Origin of the sequence: Lactobacillus sp. UMNPBX1, from assembly GCF_002554085.1 — a bacterium.
In the GTDB taxonomy this organism is placed as follows: Bacteria; Bacillota; Bacilli; order Lactobacillales; family Lactobacillaceae; genus Lactobacillus; species Lactobacillus crispatus.
This window is the reverse complement of sequence record NZ_PCZI01000008.1, coordinates 25988-42610: the sequence shown is the minus strand read 5'-3', so window position 1 is coordinate 42610 and position 16623 is coordinate 25988. Positions and strand designations below refer to the sequence as shown.

The following is a 16623-nucleotide window of genomic DNA, read 5'->3' as shown; positions in this document are numbered from 1 at the left end:
TCAAGTTGTGCCTTTTCGTATGTTTAATTTCTGGTCAATTTCTTCACTAACAGCCAATCAGTTTGTGGGTCACTCCCCACTTGGAAAGTGTGTTGACTCACTTTACTAAAACCATGCCGCTTATAAAAATGCTGTGCTGGCACATTTTTTTCATAAACACCCAACCACATATAATCCTTACCTTCTTCACGCGCCGTTTTTTCCGCAAAATCAAGCAACACATTTCCTAAGCCGCGATGTTGAAAACTAGAACGCAAATAAATTCGTTCCACCTCTAAGGCATTCTCACGCAAATGTTCTGTCTGTGCATCCCCAACATTGATTTTCAAATAGCCTGCTATTTCATTCTGCACCATTAAAAAGTAAAAACGACTATTCGGATTTTCAATTTCTTTGACTAACTTTACTGTTTCATAATCTTCTTCCAAAAAGCGTGCCATATCATTTGGTGCAGTGTAAGGATCAAAAGTCGCCTTAAAAGTTTCACGTGAAACTTTCTGTAATTTTTCAACATCACTTGTAGTAATAGGCTTAATTGTATAATCCATCAATATTCCCTCTTTCCACCATTTTTAACAAAGCGCCAGTTTTCGCTGGCATTGTCTTCTACAACCTTTAGTAAAGCAGCTAATTCCGCTCTTTGCTTTAAACTTAATCCTGATAAAACTAGTTCATTTGAGTAAGTATTTTCTTTTTCAATTTTTATTGCTAGTCGCTTACCTAAATCAGTCACAAACAGATGCTTAATCTTTTTATTCTCTGCATCGTTTTCTTTCTTAATTAGTTGATTTTGCTCTAGCTTTTTAATGCTGCGGGCTGTCGTTGTCCGGTCAACATTAAGCATCCCAGCTAAATGATCCGAGATAATCCCTGGATTTTCCTTAATCCGCACCAGATATAAATATTGTCCCCGATTTAATTGCATTTCTTTAAATTCAATGTTAGCAATCGAATCAAGTGCCCGAGCAATTGTGCCAATTTGACGTAAAATATCTTCTTTCATTTTTTTCACCTTAGAAATTATTATATTAAATTTTGTTGTAATTGCAACAATAAAATATAAAAACTAAAAAAGGGATCGCTCCCTTTAGTTAATTCATCAATTTTTCTTTAGTTCATTTAGATCTACTACCTGATCAGCTAACTGCTTAACTTCATCTCTTAAGTGGTGAGTTACCATAATTACGGTTTTATCTTTTTGCGTCAAAATCAATCTTTCTAATTGTACGCTAGAAGCTTTGTCTAAGGCAGAAGTAGCTTCATCTAACAGATAAATTGGTGTATCACGCAGCAATGCACGTGCAAAAGCAACACGCTGTTTTTGCCCACCGGACAACTGTTTACCTTGGTCAGCTAAAACAGTATCCATGCCATCAGGCAACTTAACAATTAGATCCTCTAATCCACATTCTTTGATCACTTCAGAAATTTTTGCTTTTGAAACTTGGCGTCCCAAAGTTAAATTCCACCCTAGAGAAGCAGTAAAAATATATGGATCTTGCTGCAAATATGTAATCTGATCATGCAAATCCTTATCTGAAATCTGGTTATATTCCACATCAGAAATTTCAATTTTCCCCTGATAATCTCTAAGTAAGCCAGAAATCAAATTCAGCAGAGTTGATTTTCCTGCAGCAGAGTCCCCCATCAGAATATATTTATTTTTCAGTTTAAAATTTAAATTCAAATTCTCAAAGATAGGCTTATCTTGTCCAGAATACTGATAAGAAACTTTATCCAATTCTAGATTGCTTAGTTTAAAATCAGCAGGCAAAGCTCCATCAACAGTTTTAAGCGGTATAGTCTTAAATTTTTCTATAATTGGTTTAACTGATTTGAATTCTTGCCAATTAAAACTAATCCCACTTAATTCAGCGAAAATTGTACTGGCAAAAAATTGTGCCCCACTGATGGTCCCGACTGGCGTTAATTGATGCAAAATCAACCAGCCTGTTTGCCCTAAAATGATAACTTGACTGATAAAGGCTAGACCATTGGTAATCGCCTGAGTTATCCCGGCTGTTTTACTATAATTTAGCGCATGTTTTTTAACATCATCAGAAGCGCCATTGATCTTTTTGACGATTGTTTGCGGTAAATTGGCAAGAAATAAGGTATTGAAGCCATTCAACACATCATTAATTGAATTAACCAAACGTTCATTGGCATGGGTATATTCTAATGACCTTTTGGCCAAAATTTTAGAAAACAAATTGGGAACCACTCCCATAATAATTGTCAAAATAATCACAGTGACCACAAGACTGACATTGAAGTACGCCAAAGTGAGCATACCGAAAACAATTTCACTGATTTGTCTAATGATCATCATGAAATCCTCGACACCAAAGTTATTAATGGTTGTAATGTCATTGGTCAGCCAAGAATTGTAAGTAGCTACCGTTTGTTGATGAAAGCCTGAATAACTCGTCTGTGATAGATCTTGCGCAATATCGTTTCTAATTAATTTATCCACATTTTGTGCCAAACGGGTTTGCTCAACATTAACTAGACAGTTGATAATCGCGTAAAAAATATAGGCACCGCCCATTAAAGCAACCCACATGAAAAAACGCTCAGCTTTTAATTTGGCAACTGCACTTAAAGCATTTGCGCTAGATATTCCGGCTAGTGTCAAAAAGCCTGCATTAATGACTATTAAAAATGTAACAAATAAAAATTCCCACTTTAGTTTTTTAAAATATTGCAGTAATTCCATCGATTCTCCTTATATTAAAAATAATTAAGTTAATAATACTCTATTTATGCATTTATTCAATATTTTTTAATATTTTACTTAAATTACTGCAAAAATAAAAAGGGATTGCTCCCTTTTTATTAATCTACATAAGCATACTTATATGACCATTGCGTACCAGCAGTATTATGAATAAGGCCGTGAACACGCTTATTTTGTAAATATGCAGTTGTTTGTTGATATATTGGTGTAATTGCCTGATTGCCGTTTACGATCTTAGCTGCCGAAACCAGATCATTCCAGCGTTTTTCAGGATTATTGGCATCTTGATTACCAGCTTTTTTAACCAAATTATCGTATGTAGAATTAGACCACTTACCATAATTATATGAAGTGCCAGTCATTGGAATTTGCATAAAGGTCATTGGATCGTTAAAGTCGCCGCCCCAATGTGATAGATAAATGTCAAAGTTGCCTTGCTGTGCTCGACTGGTGGTTGATTTATCAGGAATATTGGTAATATTTATCTTGATTCCCTTCAATTCTTTGGTCCATTGTGACTGCAAATATTGGGTCAATTGATCACTGTCTGTTTCATCATTTGAAGATAAAACATCAAAAGTCAAACTCTTTTGGCCAATCTCCTGTAATCCCTTTTGCCAATATTTCTTGGCTAGAGCTGGATTATAATCAACTGTATTTTTCACTGCTTGTTCTTTAGCAAAATCTATACCTGTTTTAGGATTTGAAGCTAAGTCATTTGCCACAAAACCTGTTGGCAAAGTTGAACCATTGCCTAAAACTTTTTTGGTTACAACATCGCGATCAATTGAAAGTGATAAAGCTAAACGAATATTTTTATTGTTTAAAGCTACACGATTAATCTGATTTTTGTCTTTAAAATTGTAAAGTAAGAATCTAACAAGTGAATATGGATATTGAGTAAAGTCATTATTACTCTTTAAGTTCTTAACTTGCTCACTTGAAAGCGGAGTTAAATCCAGCTTACCTTGTTGATACATCTGATAACCAGTATTGTTGGACTTAACCACTTGATAATGGATCTTGTTCAACTTAACTGATTTTTTATCCCAGTAATCATTATTTTTAACAAATGACCAGGTGTCATTAGTTCCGTTCCATCCTTTAATCTTGAAAGGACCTGAGTAGACTTGGTATTGAGCTTCGGTTGCATATCTATTGCCATACTTTTTCACAACTTTTTCGTTTTGCGGCCCAAATAGTGGATAAGCCATCAATACTCTAAAGTAAGCGATCGGGCGATTTAACTTAACCACTACTGTCTTTTTATCCGGTGCAGAAATTCCTAATGCATTAGGTGATTTCTTTCCTGCAATGATTGCGTCAGCATTCTTCACGCCACTAAAAAGATAGGCATACGGAGAAGCGGTCTTAGGATTCAAGCTTCTTCTCCAAGAATAAACAAAGTCCTGCGCTACAATCGGATCACCATTGGACCACTTAGAATCACGTATCTTAAACGTCCAGGTCTTACCATCTTTAGATACGGTCCCAGTTTTAGCTAAGCCGGCTGTTGGCTTACCATTTTTACCAAGACGATAAAAACTTTCGAATACATTGCCAGTTTGACCAAATCCGGTAGACTTACTGATATCAATAGTATCTAATGGAGCTGTGGTGCTTAAATTTAAAGTGCCACTTTGAGCTGCCGACTTACTACTGCTATTGCCATTACCACATGCTGCAAGAAGCATTCCTAATGAAATAGTAACGACTCCTGCTAAAACTCCCTTTAGTTTCGACATAAATTTTCCTTTCTCAAACAAAAAAATGGGATGTACTCCAACACGGAATACATCCCATTAAGAACCACAACTTTTTAACTAGTTAATCAGTAATAGTCTTAAGATGAATCACCACATCAGAGCATGTCAAACAAATGCTGTTTGTACAACAACATTCAGTGTATTGACATTGCATTTGACGCTTAAACATGTGATTCATCCTCCTTCTTACTTTTGATAAGAATAATCATAATTTATTCGATCACGATTGTCAACAAAAATCTATTGTATGTAAGTGTCAATGTTTTTGCGGTAGCCTAAAAACCATTAGTCTGACCTTGATTTCTTAATAATTTATGTGGTTTAACATTCGATTGAATTTACTTAAATAACTTCCGCCAGCAACTTCTGTTGTTAACCCTCCGTGTTTAATTCCAATATGCGTTTCATGGCGTCGCTTTAAGCTATCTCTAGCTGCTGCCTGTAATTTCTTGCGGTCCAAACTGATCAGCCTGCCTGTCTCAAAGTCGCTGTTGAGCCATTGCTCTAAGTCATGATTCTTGATGCAGGTTAAGATTCTGAGCATGCCTTCTGCGCCAGCTTTAGACCAATATTTGCCTTGTCCCTTAACCCGATAAGTGTACTTGCGGTGATTGCTCTCACAGGTACCGATTGCTTTAGCAGCCTTCAAATTGCGCATTTCGAACGGTTTGATATCGCTCCAGCGGCGATCGATATAGCTGCGAAGTCGGGCCAGATGCTCATGGTTTTGCGCAGTATCTAGCTCATCAATCAGTTTACTTTCAGCGGTATTCAAGATTGTATTCACTAAGCCACGGTCGTACTTAAACTCTAAGGCATGGATCAATTTACCCTGCAGCTCTGGGGCAAAGCAAAGACGATCTTTAATCTTTTGGTTTAGGTGGAAAATATCCAAAAAGTGCTCATGTTTAGCACAACGACTGACAATTTCGTCAAAGTCTTTTTCAGTGTAGCCAGCTCCGCCATCGGCATTACTAATAATCAAAGTGTCAGTCAAATCATAAGCGTTAGCTAAATATTCTTTAGCTTCATTCAAAGCATCTAAACGGCTTAACGATACAAATTCCTTGGCATTAACTCGCTCTCTGCGTTTGTAAGTTACATTACGAATGCCTTCACAAACCTGATAGCGATGAAACTCTAACCGACCTTTGGTGCCTTAATCATGACGCCATCGCCTTCCAGATACAGTACTGGCACTTTTTTCTTTGATGTCTGTGCCTCATAGCGACTGTCAGCTTCTTGTTGTTCTTTAATCTTTTGACCAGCAGCTTTAACCAGATTGCCAAACTGAGCATGGCTAATATTAAAGCCTGAAAGGCAATTAACAGCTAAGGCAGTATTGCGATAGGTGGCAGCGCTGCTTACTTCTAAAATATTTCTGACGGCTAAAACACTGTAATGCTTATATTTATCAAAGCCCATCAATTCATCTAACGGATAGCGGCTTTCCGTACCAGCTTTTACATATCTTCTTCTAGCATAGGTTACTTCACCAAAAGCCATATTGATTGAACGTTGATTCTTCTTTTCAATCTGGTAGCCCTGATTCTTCATTGATTCGCTTAGCTCTTGATCGACTTGTTCCAAGGCTAAGGCCATTAAGTTCCTAATCAAATTGAGAAAGAAGACTGCCAAAGCTCTTTCACGTTTAATAATATTAGTTTCAGACTTTAAAATACCTACGATTTCAGTTACAATTGAGTTCATAAAAGACCAGCTTCTAATGTATTTTTTGCTTAACATCAGACTACTGGTCTTTTTGTTTTGGAGTCAAGTCCTAAATTGGATTTGGCTCCTTTTTAATTTGTAACTAAGCGTCACCGCAAACTATTTTACACTTAGCTATTGTATAATTATAGAAAAATATTTGGAGGAATTTTTATGGAAATTATAAAATATGGTCCTTACACTCTTTTCACACTTATTGGAACAATCCTAACATTTATCGTGGCTATTGAGCATATCGGTATCTGTTTCTTAGAAATGTTTGGTAAACCTGAACAACAAGCTAAGGCTTTCGACATGGATATCAATTTTGTTAAACAAGAAGCTGCTCAAGTTTCACTAGCTAACCAAGGTATCTACAATGGGATGTTGGGTGTAATTTTGATCGTTGCTTTCTTTATTTTTCCTATCCCTATTCTTTTTAACGTATGGAAATTAATTCTAAGTTTGATTGTCATAGTAGCAATTTATGGCGGATTCACTGCAACTAAAAAAATCTTCCTAGTACAAATGCTACCCGCGCTTTTAGCATTAATTTTTCTTTTTGTTTAAAAATATTGCATTTTTGTACCAAAAGCCATAAGAAAATTTAAAACACCTAGTGATAAACTGTCACTTTGCGGTTATGTAATATATAATATCAGTAAACATATAGAACATAACAACGAGGTGGAATTCATGAGAAAATTTTTTATCATTACCAGCAGCATTATCACTGGGTTACTTGTTGGAATAATTGGGACAACGATCTATCTAAATAATCAGTCGTCAAAAGTAAGTAACTTTACCATTCGAACTACTAATTTAGCAGCTAAGCCGGAAACGATCAGCTATTCTAGCAATAACTTGCCACAGATTAATCTCTCACAGGATTCCGCCGTCCAGAAATTCAAATCATTATATACACATGCAGTAGTCAAATCGATCACGCTTAGTTTAAGTAAAGATATCTATGTTTATGACATAGTGGGTTATGATGACCGTAAAGACTGCACTATTCAGGTTGACGCAACTAATAACAAAATCCTAGGTCAATCTACGCAGGTGCTTGACTATGACTACGAAAAAGATGCGTCCTTGAACCTAAAAAAGACAATTTCACGCCAAGAAGCTAATGAAATTGCCCTAAAAGAATTTAGTGGAGGGACACCAATTTCATGGGAGTTAACTGATGACAATAATCACTCAATTTGGAAAGTTAAAATGATCCACGGTGAACACAAACATACCGTAAAAATTAATGCTAGAACAAAGGCTGTAATCTAAAATAATCCCCAACTTATGCACAAGTTGAGGATTATTTTCTTATCTTTTATCTAGGTTGACTATCTGCACGTGACTTGTAATCACCGTTTTCAGTACCAATAATTAGCTTTTCGCCATTCTTGATAAAATCAGGAACTTGCACAACTAAGCCAGTTTCCATAGTAGCAGGTTTACCACCACCAGCTACAGTTGCACCCTTAATCTCTGGTTGTGTTTCCTTAACGGTCATTTCAACAGTTGATGGCAATTCAATACCGATAATCTTGTTATCATCTGTAAAGTCCATATCAACCATAATGTTAGGCATCAAGAACTTAACGTCATCACCCAATTGATCAGCTGAAACTTCATATTGATCATAAGTATCAGTATCCATGAAAGTATAAGTATCACCTTCGCCGTAAAGGTATTGAGCCTTTTTCTTAGTTACTTCAACTAAGTCTACCTTTTCAGTTGGACGCATGGTCTTGTGGACAACTGCACCACTCTTAACGTCACGCAAATCCATTTGCATAACGGTATTACCCTTACCTGGCTTATGGTGGTTAGCCTTTAAAACTTTGATCAATTTGCCATCTTGGCTAAAAATCATACCTTTTTTCAAATTAATTGCTTGTACCATTATTTCTTCTCCCTTTAATTTAAACTTACCTTTCGACTAGTCTAAACACGCTGGAGGCAAAGCAAATTTTTTTATCAACAGTAAATAAATCGTATTCATAATACCTAGTATACCAAATTAGATGTGCCGCAGGTATATCCGATCAATCAAATGTCCGTCAGTCTTATGCAAAATCAGGCTAGCACGTTCCTTGGTTGGCGCAATATATTCACGCAAGTTGACCAGATTAACCATCTGCCAGGTTTCTTCAGCCAATTGAATTGCATCTTCCAGCGGTCCATTAGCCATTTTATAGTAAAAATTATCTGGCTTATTTTTATTTAATTTAAGTACTTTTCTAAAGCGTTGCATGTACCATTTTTCAATCAAATCTTCTTCAGCGTCAATATAAATTGAAAAATCGAAAAAGTCACTAGTCACAACTTGTCCACTCTCGGGCAATTGCAATGTATTAATTCCTTCAATAATCAATACATCAGGATTTTTTACATGACCATATTTCCCAGGTACTATATCGCTTAATTCTTGAGAATACAACGGATAAACAATATCGCTTTTGCCACTCAAGACATCACGCAAAAAGTTGCTAAGTAAAGCCATATCATAGCTTTCTGGAAAACCTTTGCGGGGCATTAAATTGCGCCGTTTTAATTCCTCATTAGGATAAATAAAACCATCCGTGGTCATCAAGTGTACCTTTAATTCTGGATAGGTTCTACTGAGCAACAATTGTAATAAACGCGCAGTGGTTGATTTGCCAACTGCAACCGAACCCGAAATACCGATGATAAACGGAGCTGGTGAAAAACTTTTATGCAAAAATTTGATTTGTGCTTTTTGCGCATTCTTTTTTTGTTGGTAAACTAAGTGTAAGTAACTGATCAAACTGGTATAGATCTCATGCACGTCGGTTAGGTCAATCACGTCTCCTAAAGACTTGATATCAGCTAATTCTTCTTTGGTAATATTGACTTTATCTAAGGGAGCTAATTTAGCCCATTCATTTCTGTTAAAACTCGTATAATTTCTCATATATCGTATCCATATTCCTTCTAAAACACTAACTTATTATAATAGAAAGCGCTAAAAATATGAAAAAAATAATCCTATTCGGCGATTCCATTTTTAACGGATATCGTAATGGTCAAAATACAAACCTAGTAACTAATTTATTTCAACAGGCACTAATTAATTATGCACAGGTGGAAAACATTTCTAAAAGCGGTGCTACCACAGTTGAAGGCGTCGATTATTTGGAGCAAATTCCCCCAGAACATGATCTAGTTGTTGTTGAATACGGCAATAACGATGCCGCAACAGCTTGGGGCATTAGTCCAGAAAGCTACGAAAAGAACTTGGCTCAAATCCTTAGTGCAGTAGGCAAAGCCATTGTTGTGGGATTGTGCAATCCCAATCCAGAAAGTGACATTTTTCAATATTATGGTGCTGAAAGACTCGATCTTTTTAACAATATCGCCCAAAAAGTCGCAAAGGCACATGGTGCACAATTTGTGGATATTTTACCTGCAATGAGAAACTTAAAAGACAAATCGACATATTATCAAGCCGACGGGCAACATTTAACTGATCAAGGAAATGAGTTTTTAGTTAATCAAATCGTGCCAGTAATCAAAAAAGACTTAGCCTAAGCCAAGTCCCTCTTCATCATCACATGTTCTACGCCGCCTTCATCAAACGGTTCGCCTACAACTTGATAGCCCAAGCTATCATAGAAAGGCTTTACCCGCATTTGGGCGTGACAGTAAATTGCATCAATCTTATTTTGCCGTAAAAATTTATGCACAGCTGTAATCATTTTCGATCCTAGCTGTTGTCCGCGCGCTTCTTTTGACACAGCAACGCGTCCTAGCATCCATTTACCATCTTCTTGAAACAGACGACAAGTCGCTAAGGCAGTCGTCTGTTTTTGATTGAGTAAATAGACTTGAAAGGCAATTAAGTCGGCATCATCTAAATCTGGTAGAGTTATCTTCTGTTCAGCCACAAAAATCGTGTTGCGCAATCTTTCTACGCAATAGAATTCTCTAGCTGTCATTTCATCAATCTTTTTAAAAGTAAAATTATCTATCTTCATATTACTTGCCTAACCAACTATTGTTTCTGCCAAACCATTTTTCATTAAGTTTACGCAATTGACCATTTTTTTGCAATCTTGCTAAACCTTGATTGACCTTCTGACGCAAAGTTTTGTCTCCCTTACGCATCCCCACAGCGAACAAGTCCATTGGCACGCGATCATTCTGAATTACCTTGTATTCGCTACTTTTAGCCATGTGAGCAATATAATAGTCGGCATAAACTTCATCTAACAGAATTCCTTGAATTCGTCCTGCATTCAGATCCAAGTATGAGTTAGAGATCGTATCATATAAAACTGTTTTCTTAGCATGCAGCACGTCTTGTTTAGTTTCATACCACTGCTCTGCTGTTGAACCAGTTTGCATTCCTAATTCATAATTCTTCATTTGTTTAAATGAACTAATGCCACTATCTTTTTTCACAACTATAACCTGGCGATTACGTAAATATGGCTTGCTAAAAGCTACTTTTTTCTGTCGTTCTGACGTAATGCTGTAACCATTCCAGAGTAAGTCGATCGTACCGTTACGCAGCTCTGTAACGTTCATTGACCAATCAATCGTTTGAAAAGAAACCTTAATGCCATATTGTTTAAAGACTGCCTTAGCTAAGTCGATGTCATAACCCGTCAATTGGCCGTTTTTCTTTTCAAAACCCATTGGTACAAAACTATCGTCTAAGCCAATTACCACTTGCTTTTTTCTGGCAATCCTATTCCATGTATCTTGAGTATTAGCTTCTTTTTGTACGCTTTGGCAACCAGTTAAACATAATGTTAAGGCCAAGACGATACCTAAAATCCATTTTTTCATTGCCTAATCCTCGCTTAACGGTCGAACCTTGAGCATCTGATCCGCCACATTCTCTGCAAAATTCAAGTCGTGGGTGATAATCAGCTGGGTTAAACCCGATTTTTTTAAGCTTAAAATCATTTTCTCAACTTCTTTACGTAAATTAGGATCTAGCGCGCTAGTTGGCTCATCATAACAAAGAATCCGCGGCTTCATAGCCAAAGCTCTAGCGATAGCTACTCGCTGTTTCTGCCCACCTGATAACTCATAAGGATACTGCTGTTCACGCCCACTCATTTGTAGACGTTTTAACAATAATCGTGCATCCTGCTCTGCTTCAGTTTTACTCTTTTTTAATACCAAAGTAGGTGCCAAAGTGATATTTTGTAAAACGTTCAAATTAGGAAAAAGATTATAATCTTGGAAAACAACGCCAACCTTGCCTGAATCATAAGGTTTACCGTCAATCAAAATTTCACCGGCATCTTTTGTTTCCAAACCGGCAATAATTCTTAGTAAGGTGGTTTTCCCCGCTCCAGATGGGCCTACAATTGTCATAATTTCTCCATCTTTCAAGGTAAAGGAGATGTCACGCAAAATTTGGTGACCGTTAAATTCTTTGCTCAAATTTTTCACTTCTAACATATTCTCACCTCAACTACTTGTAATAAGAAAAGTGGTTTTCCAGCTTTTTCAAAACAAAAGCACAAATACCGATCAACAGTAGATAAATTACACCTACTAAAACTAACGGTACCAGTGTTACATCTCTAGCCATTGCTACATTGCCGGCCCTAAGCAAATCACCTAAGCCAATGACATAAACTAATGATGAATCCTTAACTAAGTTAATTACTTCATTTCCAATTGAAGGCAAAACAATTTTTATTACCTGGGGAATAATGATCTTGGTCATCGTTTGCCAGCGGCTCAAGCGCAAAACTTTCGCTGCTTCAAACTGGCCTTCATCAATCGATTGGAAGCCGCCACGAAAAATTTCCGCAAAATAAGCCGCATAATTCAAAATAAAAGCAAACAAGGCTGCTTGATAGCGGGGAAAGACGATATGAATAATTGGTAAGCCATAAAAGACAAAGATCAATTGCAATAATAAGGGCGTGCCCCGCATAATCCAAACATAAAAGTTAACCAACCAGCGTAATGGTTTAAACTTACTTTTTTCACCTAATGAGACCAAAATTCCTAATGGCGTTGCTAAAATTAAGGTCCAGAAAAAAATACTTAACGTCATGCCTGCTCCTGACAAAAGAGCGGGTAAAATTTCTGCAATATATTTTAATGACATACTCTCACCTTCATTTTTCTTTCCTAATAAAAAAGCCCTCTTAGGATTAACCTAAGAGGACGACTGCTCGTGATTCCACCTCATGTTCGCACCTGCTCACGCAGAAATGCCTCACTAGGTTGATTATTTTAAAAGAAAAACCCTCATAGCCAAACGGCTACGAGGGCGAATGTAATCGCGGTTCCACCTCATGTTTACAAATTGCTCACGCAACTTGCCTCAATAAGTTCAATAATCAACCTTTAGCTATAACGGGCTATCCCGGATTTTCCTACTTTTGTTCAGAAGACCAACTCACAGATGTGATTCATACTAGCAAATATCTTATTTCCACCAGCAAAGACTCTCTATTACTTTGACTAGTATTACTATTTCTGTTCTAAGTTGTTTTTAATGTTGAATAAATCTTAAATGATCTAGCAACTTTTGTCAATTATTTTTCTTCATAAGTATCTGGATCAACATCAAGCAATGGACTCTTTTCTCCAGTATAAATAATATCTAGCTTATACATTGCACGAGAGGTAATAGTATAAACAAGTTGAGTTTCATCCAATTTATGGTAAGCAGCTTTAGAGGCATCCCACATGACTACCGCATCAAATTCTAGTCCCTTAGCCAAGTAAGAAGGCACAACTAGAGTACCATCAACTAGTCGCTGATTAGCAGTCGCAATTAAGGTCGTGTTTTCACCTTTTTTAGCTAATTCTTCATGCACAAATTTAGCTGCAGCTAAGTCTTTGGTAATAACAGCTGTCGTACGCTTATTTTGTTCATTATTATGCAAAACGTTAACTAAAACATCAATTGCTTCATCATCGGTTTTTCTGCCCCAAATTATAGGCTTAGGACCTTTACGGTTAAAGGCTTCAATCTTTTCGCCTTGACGCAAAATTTGCTTGGTGAAATTGGTCAATTCCTTAGTTGAACGATATGATTTCGTTAATTGCACCACATCAGTTTTTTCAGGATCAAATAAGCCAGAGATCTGCTTAAGTAAGCTACGACTTTCATCCTTAGTAAAAATAGCCTGATTCAAGTCACCCAACATTGTAAACTTGGCCCGTGGGAAATTATACTTCAAGTAAGCTAATTGAAATGGAGTATAATCTTGAATTTCGTCAATGAAGGCATAACGCATCTCAAAGTCAGTCCTGCGACCAGTGATCATGTCATACAAATATAAGTAAGCTGAAACATCATTCATGGCAATATGGTGCTGCTTAAAGTTATTCTTAACTTCTTCCACATGAGCCAACCAATCATTTTCATCAATATTCCACTTAGATAGATCAACCATCTTAGGTACAGCTCGCAAAAAGCTCAGGTATTGTGCTCGCATATTCAAAAAGTGGTTGTGCAAAATACGCTTATGCACGCCCTTCAAGGCTGATAATACAATTTTTCTACCTAAAAAGGCCTCTTCCTTAGCCTCAGACTCAAATTCTTGATCAGGTCGATCATATAACTCATTTAATTCAGATTGGCTCATTCCTTCAATAGCGTGTGCCACCCAAGCCTTCTTAGTTTCTGGCGTAATCTTTCGATTCAACATCTTGATCAATTCTTCACGCGTTGCATCAATTCGGTTGGCCAACTTGTAATTTTCATTGAAAGAATAATAGATCTCCTTAATTTTTTCCTTATCAAAGTAAGGCTTCTTCTTATCACGGAAATAAATATTCTTGAAAATAACACCGCGCTTATTCAAGTGCTCTGCATAACGAGTTAACAAGTTAAAGAAATTAACTGAATCCTTAAACTTAGAAATATTGCTGTCTGCGGTTTGATCTTCAAACTGTCTGAACAAGTTTTCAACTTCCATACCTGGCAACCGTCGCGCAACGAACTGCCAGTAAGTCATTTGAACCATATTTTGTTCGCCCATTTCAGGCAAAACATTCTTAATATAGTCATTAAACAACTGGTTAGGACTGAACATGATTACATCACTTGAAGTCAGGTTGCCACGATAACGATAAAGCAAAAAGGCTATCCGCTGCAAAATCGCACTGGTTTTACCAGAACCTGCCGCACCCTGGACAAAAAGCAGATCTGCTTTGGTGTTTCGAATAATCTTATTTTGTTCGCGTTGAATCGTCGTTACGATTGACTTCATCTGCGTTGATGATTTTTCTGACAAAACTTCCAAGAGCATTTGATCACCGATTGACTCATCAGTGTCAAACATGTTCACAATCTTGCCATCTTCAATCATAAATTGGCGTTTCTTAGTCATATCAACTGTAATTTCACCTTCAGGCGAATTGTAAGAAACTTTACCCAATTTACCATCATAATAAATTGAAGATATTGGTGCCCGCCAGTCATAGATCAAGAAGTGATCGTCCTTGTCTGCAAAAGAACCTAGACCAATATAAATCGTCTCTGTTCGGTCCTCATTTTTTTCTTTAAAATCAACCCGAGCAAAATATGGTCGCTTCTCTAAACGCTCTACAGTCTCTAGCTGCTTAGCTGAATGTTGCCAAGCATGTTCACGTTCACTCAATAATTGTTGCTGCTGGTGGATTGACAGTGCTGTTTCCATTGAAGTGGAATAACCATCATAATCCAATTTAACATCGTCAAAAAAGTGTGAATTAAGCTCTCTTGCTTCGCCTTCAGCTGATTTGATAGATTTTTTTAAAGTTTTTTCGCGGTCCTTGATCTGACCCATAATATTATCAAGGTGCTTTTGTTCAAGTTCTTTTTCGTTTTTTTCAGTTTTGGCTGTAGCCATCTAATCACCTTTTCTTTAAAAATTCGCATACTATTTTACCATGAATAGCGCTTTCATAATAGTTTTCCTGCTCGTGAGAAAAATATAAATAAAAATTGATGAAAACTTTAACTTTAGAGACTATAATCTTGACATATTGGGGGTGATATATACATGAAAAGATTTTTTAAATTACTGAGAAATGTTCTCTTGCTTGCTCTTATCGCTCTTGGCGTTTGGACTTATCAGAACAATCCCAATATTCGTATCGCAACGCAAGACTCCCTAGCTACACTTAGCTATCGAATTAACGAACTTCTAACTAACGAAACGACCATTTCTCCCAATAACGAAAAAAAGACTACTAATATCAAAACTGACACAGATAAAACAGAAAATGACGATTCTTCAGACAATCGTGTATGGTCAAATCCTGAAGCTAAGGTTTATATCGATATTAGCAATAATGCTCAACTAAGATCAGCTGCAGTCAATGCAATGAACGCTTGGAATCGTACCGGTGCTTTTACTTTTCACCAAATAAATGATAAAAAAGACGCTCAAATCGTCATTAATACAGTCGATAATAGCGACACTAATGCCGCAGGAGAAACAGCAACTACCTATAACCCTGCTACAGGACATTTGTTAAAGGCCACGGTCAACTTGAACCGTTACTATTTGCAAAACGAATGGTATGGTTACAGTTACAATCGAATCGTTAATACTGCTGAACACGAATTAGGCCACGCAATTGGCTTAAACCACACTAATAATGTCTCAGTCATGTACCCAAAGGGTTCGATCTATACGATTCAACCGCAAGATATTAAAACTGTTAAAAAGATCTACCACGAAAATAATTAACTTTAAAAGCTCACCTCTTTTTTCTACAATAAAGTGTGAGCTTTTTACGAGGAGAAAAATATGAAAAGAATTTATATCGTCCGTCACGGTCAAACTTATATCAATCGCTACAATAAGATGCAAGGTTGGTGTGACACACCATTAACTACACCAGGAATTGAAGGCGCTGAAGAAGCTGGTAAAGCTTTAAGCGAAGTACCTTTTGACATTGCATTGTCTAGTGATCTTAAGAGAGCAAGTGATACCTGTGAGATCATCATGAAATATAACGCCAACAAAGACGAATTGCAGCACATCGCTAGTCCATTTTTCAGAGAACAATTCTACGGCTACTTCGAAGGAATGGATTCCGAAATGGCTTGGCGAATGATTGGTGGCAGTCACGGCTACGGAACACGGCAAGAAATGTTTGCTCATGAGAGCATCGATACTATTAAGGATTGGATTAAAGAAGCCGATCCTTATCACCAAGCAGAAAACGCTGAAGAATATTGGGCTCGTCTTGATGATGGTTTTAAATTAATCAGTCAATTGGATGGCGCTGAAAACATTCTGCTAGTTACTCACGGCTTCACTATTAGAAGTCTCTGGTATCGTTATGGTGACCATATTCCTTTGGTTCCAGGTCCTAAGAATGCTTCAATCACTATTATGACAATGAGTGAGAAAGGCGAAATTAAGATACCTAAGTGGAATTTAATGCATTTATAGCAAAATA

Annotated in this window: 16 protein-coding genes, 1 pseudogene and 1 other annotated feature; of the genes and pseudogenes, 5 read left to right on the top strand and 12 right to left on the bottom strand. The window is 36.9% G+C overall.

Annotated features, from left to right (window positions below; all coding sequences use genetic code 11):
• Window positions 1-23 precede the first annotated feature (23 nt).
• The 5 genes and pseudogenes from CP352_RS05850 to CP352_RS05830 all read right to left on the bottom strand — a co-directional run bounded on the left by CP352_RS05850 (window position 24) and on the right by CP352_RS05830 (window position 6216).
• Window positions 24-548 carry a GNAT family N-acetyltransferase gene (locus tag CP352_RS05850; RefSeq protein ID WP_057726739.1) on the bottom strand — a complete coding sequence of 175 codons (525 nt, stop codon included), beginning with the start codon at window positions 546-548 and terminating at the stop codon, window positions 24-26.
• The gene (locus CP352_RS05845) at window positions 548-1003 is read right to left on the bottom strand and encodes a MarR family winged helix-turn-helix transcriptional regulator (protein ID WP_089143346.1); all 456 of its coding nucleotides are present in this window, start codon (window positions 1001-1003) and stop codon (window positions 548-550) included. Before CP352_RS05845 ends, CP352_RS05850 begins: the two co-directional genes overlap by 1 nt.
• Window positions 1004-1099: 96 nt before the next feature.
• Entirely contained in the window at window positions 1100-2719 is a 1620-nt protein-coding gene (locus tag CP352_RS05840) for an ABC transporter ATP-binding protein (protein ID WP_089143345.1), read from the bottom strand.
• A gap of 119 nt (window positions 2720-2838) precedes the next feature.
• The gene (locus tag CP352_RS05835) at window positions 2839-4485 is read right to left on the bottom strand and encodes a peptide ABC transporter substrate-binding protein (RefSeq protein ID WP_089143344.1); all 1647 of its coding nucleotides are present in this window, start codon (window positions 4483-4485) and stop codon (window positions 2839-2841) included.
• Between the two features lie 325 nt (window positions 4486-4810).
• Window positions 4811-6216 (bottom strand): annotated as a pseudogene (locus CP352_RS05830) (ISLre2 family transposase).
• A 174-nt stretch (window positions 6217-6390) separates the two neighbouring features.
• Between CP352_RS05830 and CP352_RS05825 the strand changes: the two are divergent.
• A complete protein-coding gene (locus CP352_RS05825) occupies window positions 6391-6786 on the top strand; it encodes a DUF1304 domain-containing protein (RefSeq protein ID WP_013086828.1) in 396 nt (131 codons plus the stop codon).
• Between the two features lie 126 nt (window positions 6787-6912).
• A complete protein-coding gene (locus CP352_RS05820) occupies window positions 6913-7500 on the top strand; it encodes a PepSY domain-containing protein (RefSeq protein ID WP_023488332.1) in 588 nt (195 codons plus the stop codon).
• A 46-nt stretch (window positions 7501-7546) separates the two neighbouring features.
• On the opposite strand, the gene efp is transcribed toward CP352_RS05820, so the two are convergent.
• Both efp and coaA read right to left on the bottom strand, forming a co-directional pair.
• Complete coding sequence (gene efp, locus CP352_RS05815; protein WP_005723909.1) at window positions 7547-8122, bottom strand: elongation factor P; 576 nt, start codon at window positions 8120-8122, stop codon at window positions 7547-7549.
• 117 nt (window positions 8123-8239) lie between these two features.
• Complete coding sequence (gene coaA / locus CP352_RS05810) at window positions 8240-9154, bottom strand: type I pantothenate kinase (protein ID WP_013086830.1); 915 nt, start codon at window positions 9152-9154, stop codon at window positions 8240-8242.
• A gap of 59 nt (window positions 9155-9213) precedes the next feature.
• On the opposite strand from coaA, the gene CP352_RS05805 reads away from it, so the two are divergent.
• Window positions 9214-9771: an SGNH/GDSL hydrolase family protein gene (locus CP352_RS05805; protein ID WP_005725650.1), complete on the top strand. Its 558-nt coding sequence runs from the start codon at window positions 9214-9216 to the stop codon at window positions 9769-9771.
• Here the strand turns inward: CP352_RS05805 and CP352_RS05800 are convergent.
• The 5 genes from CP352_RS05800 to helD all read right to left on the bottom strand — a co-directional run bounded on the left by CP352_RS05800 (window position 9768) and on the right by helD (window position 15059).
• Window positions 9768-10217, bottom strand: a complete 450-nt coding sequence (locus CP352_RS05800; RefSeq protein ID WP_089150401.1) for a GNAT family N-acetyltransferase — start codon at window positions 10215-10217, stop codon at window positions 9768-9770. The two genes, CP352_RS05805 and CP352_RS05800, sit on opposite strands and share 4 nt — an antisense overlap.
• Before the next feature lies 1 nt (window position 10218).
• Entirely contained in the window at window positions 10219-11034 is an 816-nt protein-coding gene (locus CP352_RS05795) for an amino acid ABC transporter substrate-binding protein (RefSeq protein WP_089145336.1), read from the bottom strand.
• Window positions 11035-11037: 3 nt separating this feature from the next.
• Window positions 11038-11658 carry an amino acid ABC transporter ATP-binding protein gene (locus CP352_RS05790; RefSeq protein ID WP_023488342.1) on the bottom strand — a complete coding sequence of 207 codons (621 nt, stop codon included), beginning with the start codon at window positions 11656-11658 and terminating at the stop codon, window positions 11038-11040.
• Between the two features lie 13 nt (window positions 11659-11671).
• Window positions 11672-12319: an amino acid ABC transporter permease gene (locus CP352_RS05785; protein WP_089145335.1), complete on the bottom strand. Its 648-nt coding sequence runs from the start codon at window positions 12317-12319 to the stop codon at window positions 11672-11674.
• A 158-nt stretch (window positions 12320-12477) separates the two neighbouring features.
• Window positions 12478-12710: a binding site (T-box leader), on the bottom strand.
• 42 nt (window positions 12711-12752) lie between these two features.
• Window positions 12753-15059, bottom strand: a complete 2307-nt coding sequence (gene helD / locus CP352_RS05780) for an RNA polymerase recycling motor HelD (protein WP_013086836.1) — start codon at window positions 15057-15059, stop codon at window positions 12753-12755.
• A gap of 153 nt (window positions 15060-15212) precedes the next feature.
• On the opposite strand from helD, the gene CP352_RS05775 reads away from it, so the two are divergent.
• Both CP352_RS05775 and CP352_RS05770 read left to right on the top strand, forming a co-directional pair.
• Window positions 15213-15905 carry a M57 family metalloprotease gene (locus CP352_RS05775; protein WP_005727351.1) on the top strand — a complete coding sequence of 231 codons (693 nt, stop codon included), beginning with the start codon at window positions 15213-15215 and terminating at the stop codon, window positions 15903-15905.
• Window positions 15906-15965: 60 nt separating this feature from the next.
• On the top strand, window positions 15966-16616 hold the full coding sequence (locus tag CP352_RS05770; RefSeq protein ID WP_005718274.1) for a histidine phosphatase family protein: 651 nt from the start codon (window positions 15966-15968) through the stop codon (window positions 16614-16616).
• The last annotated feature ends 7 nt before the right edge of the window (window positions 16617-16623 follow it).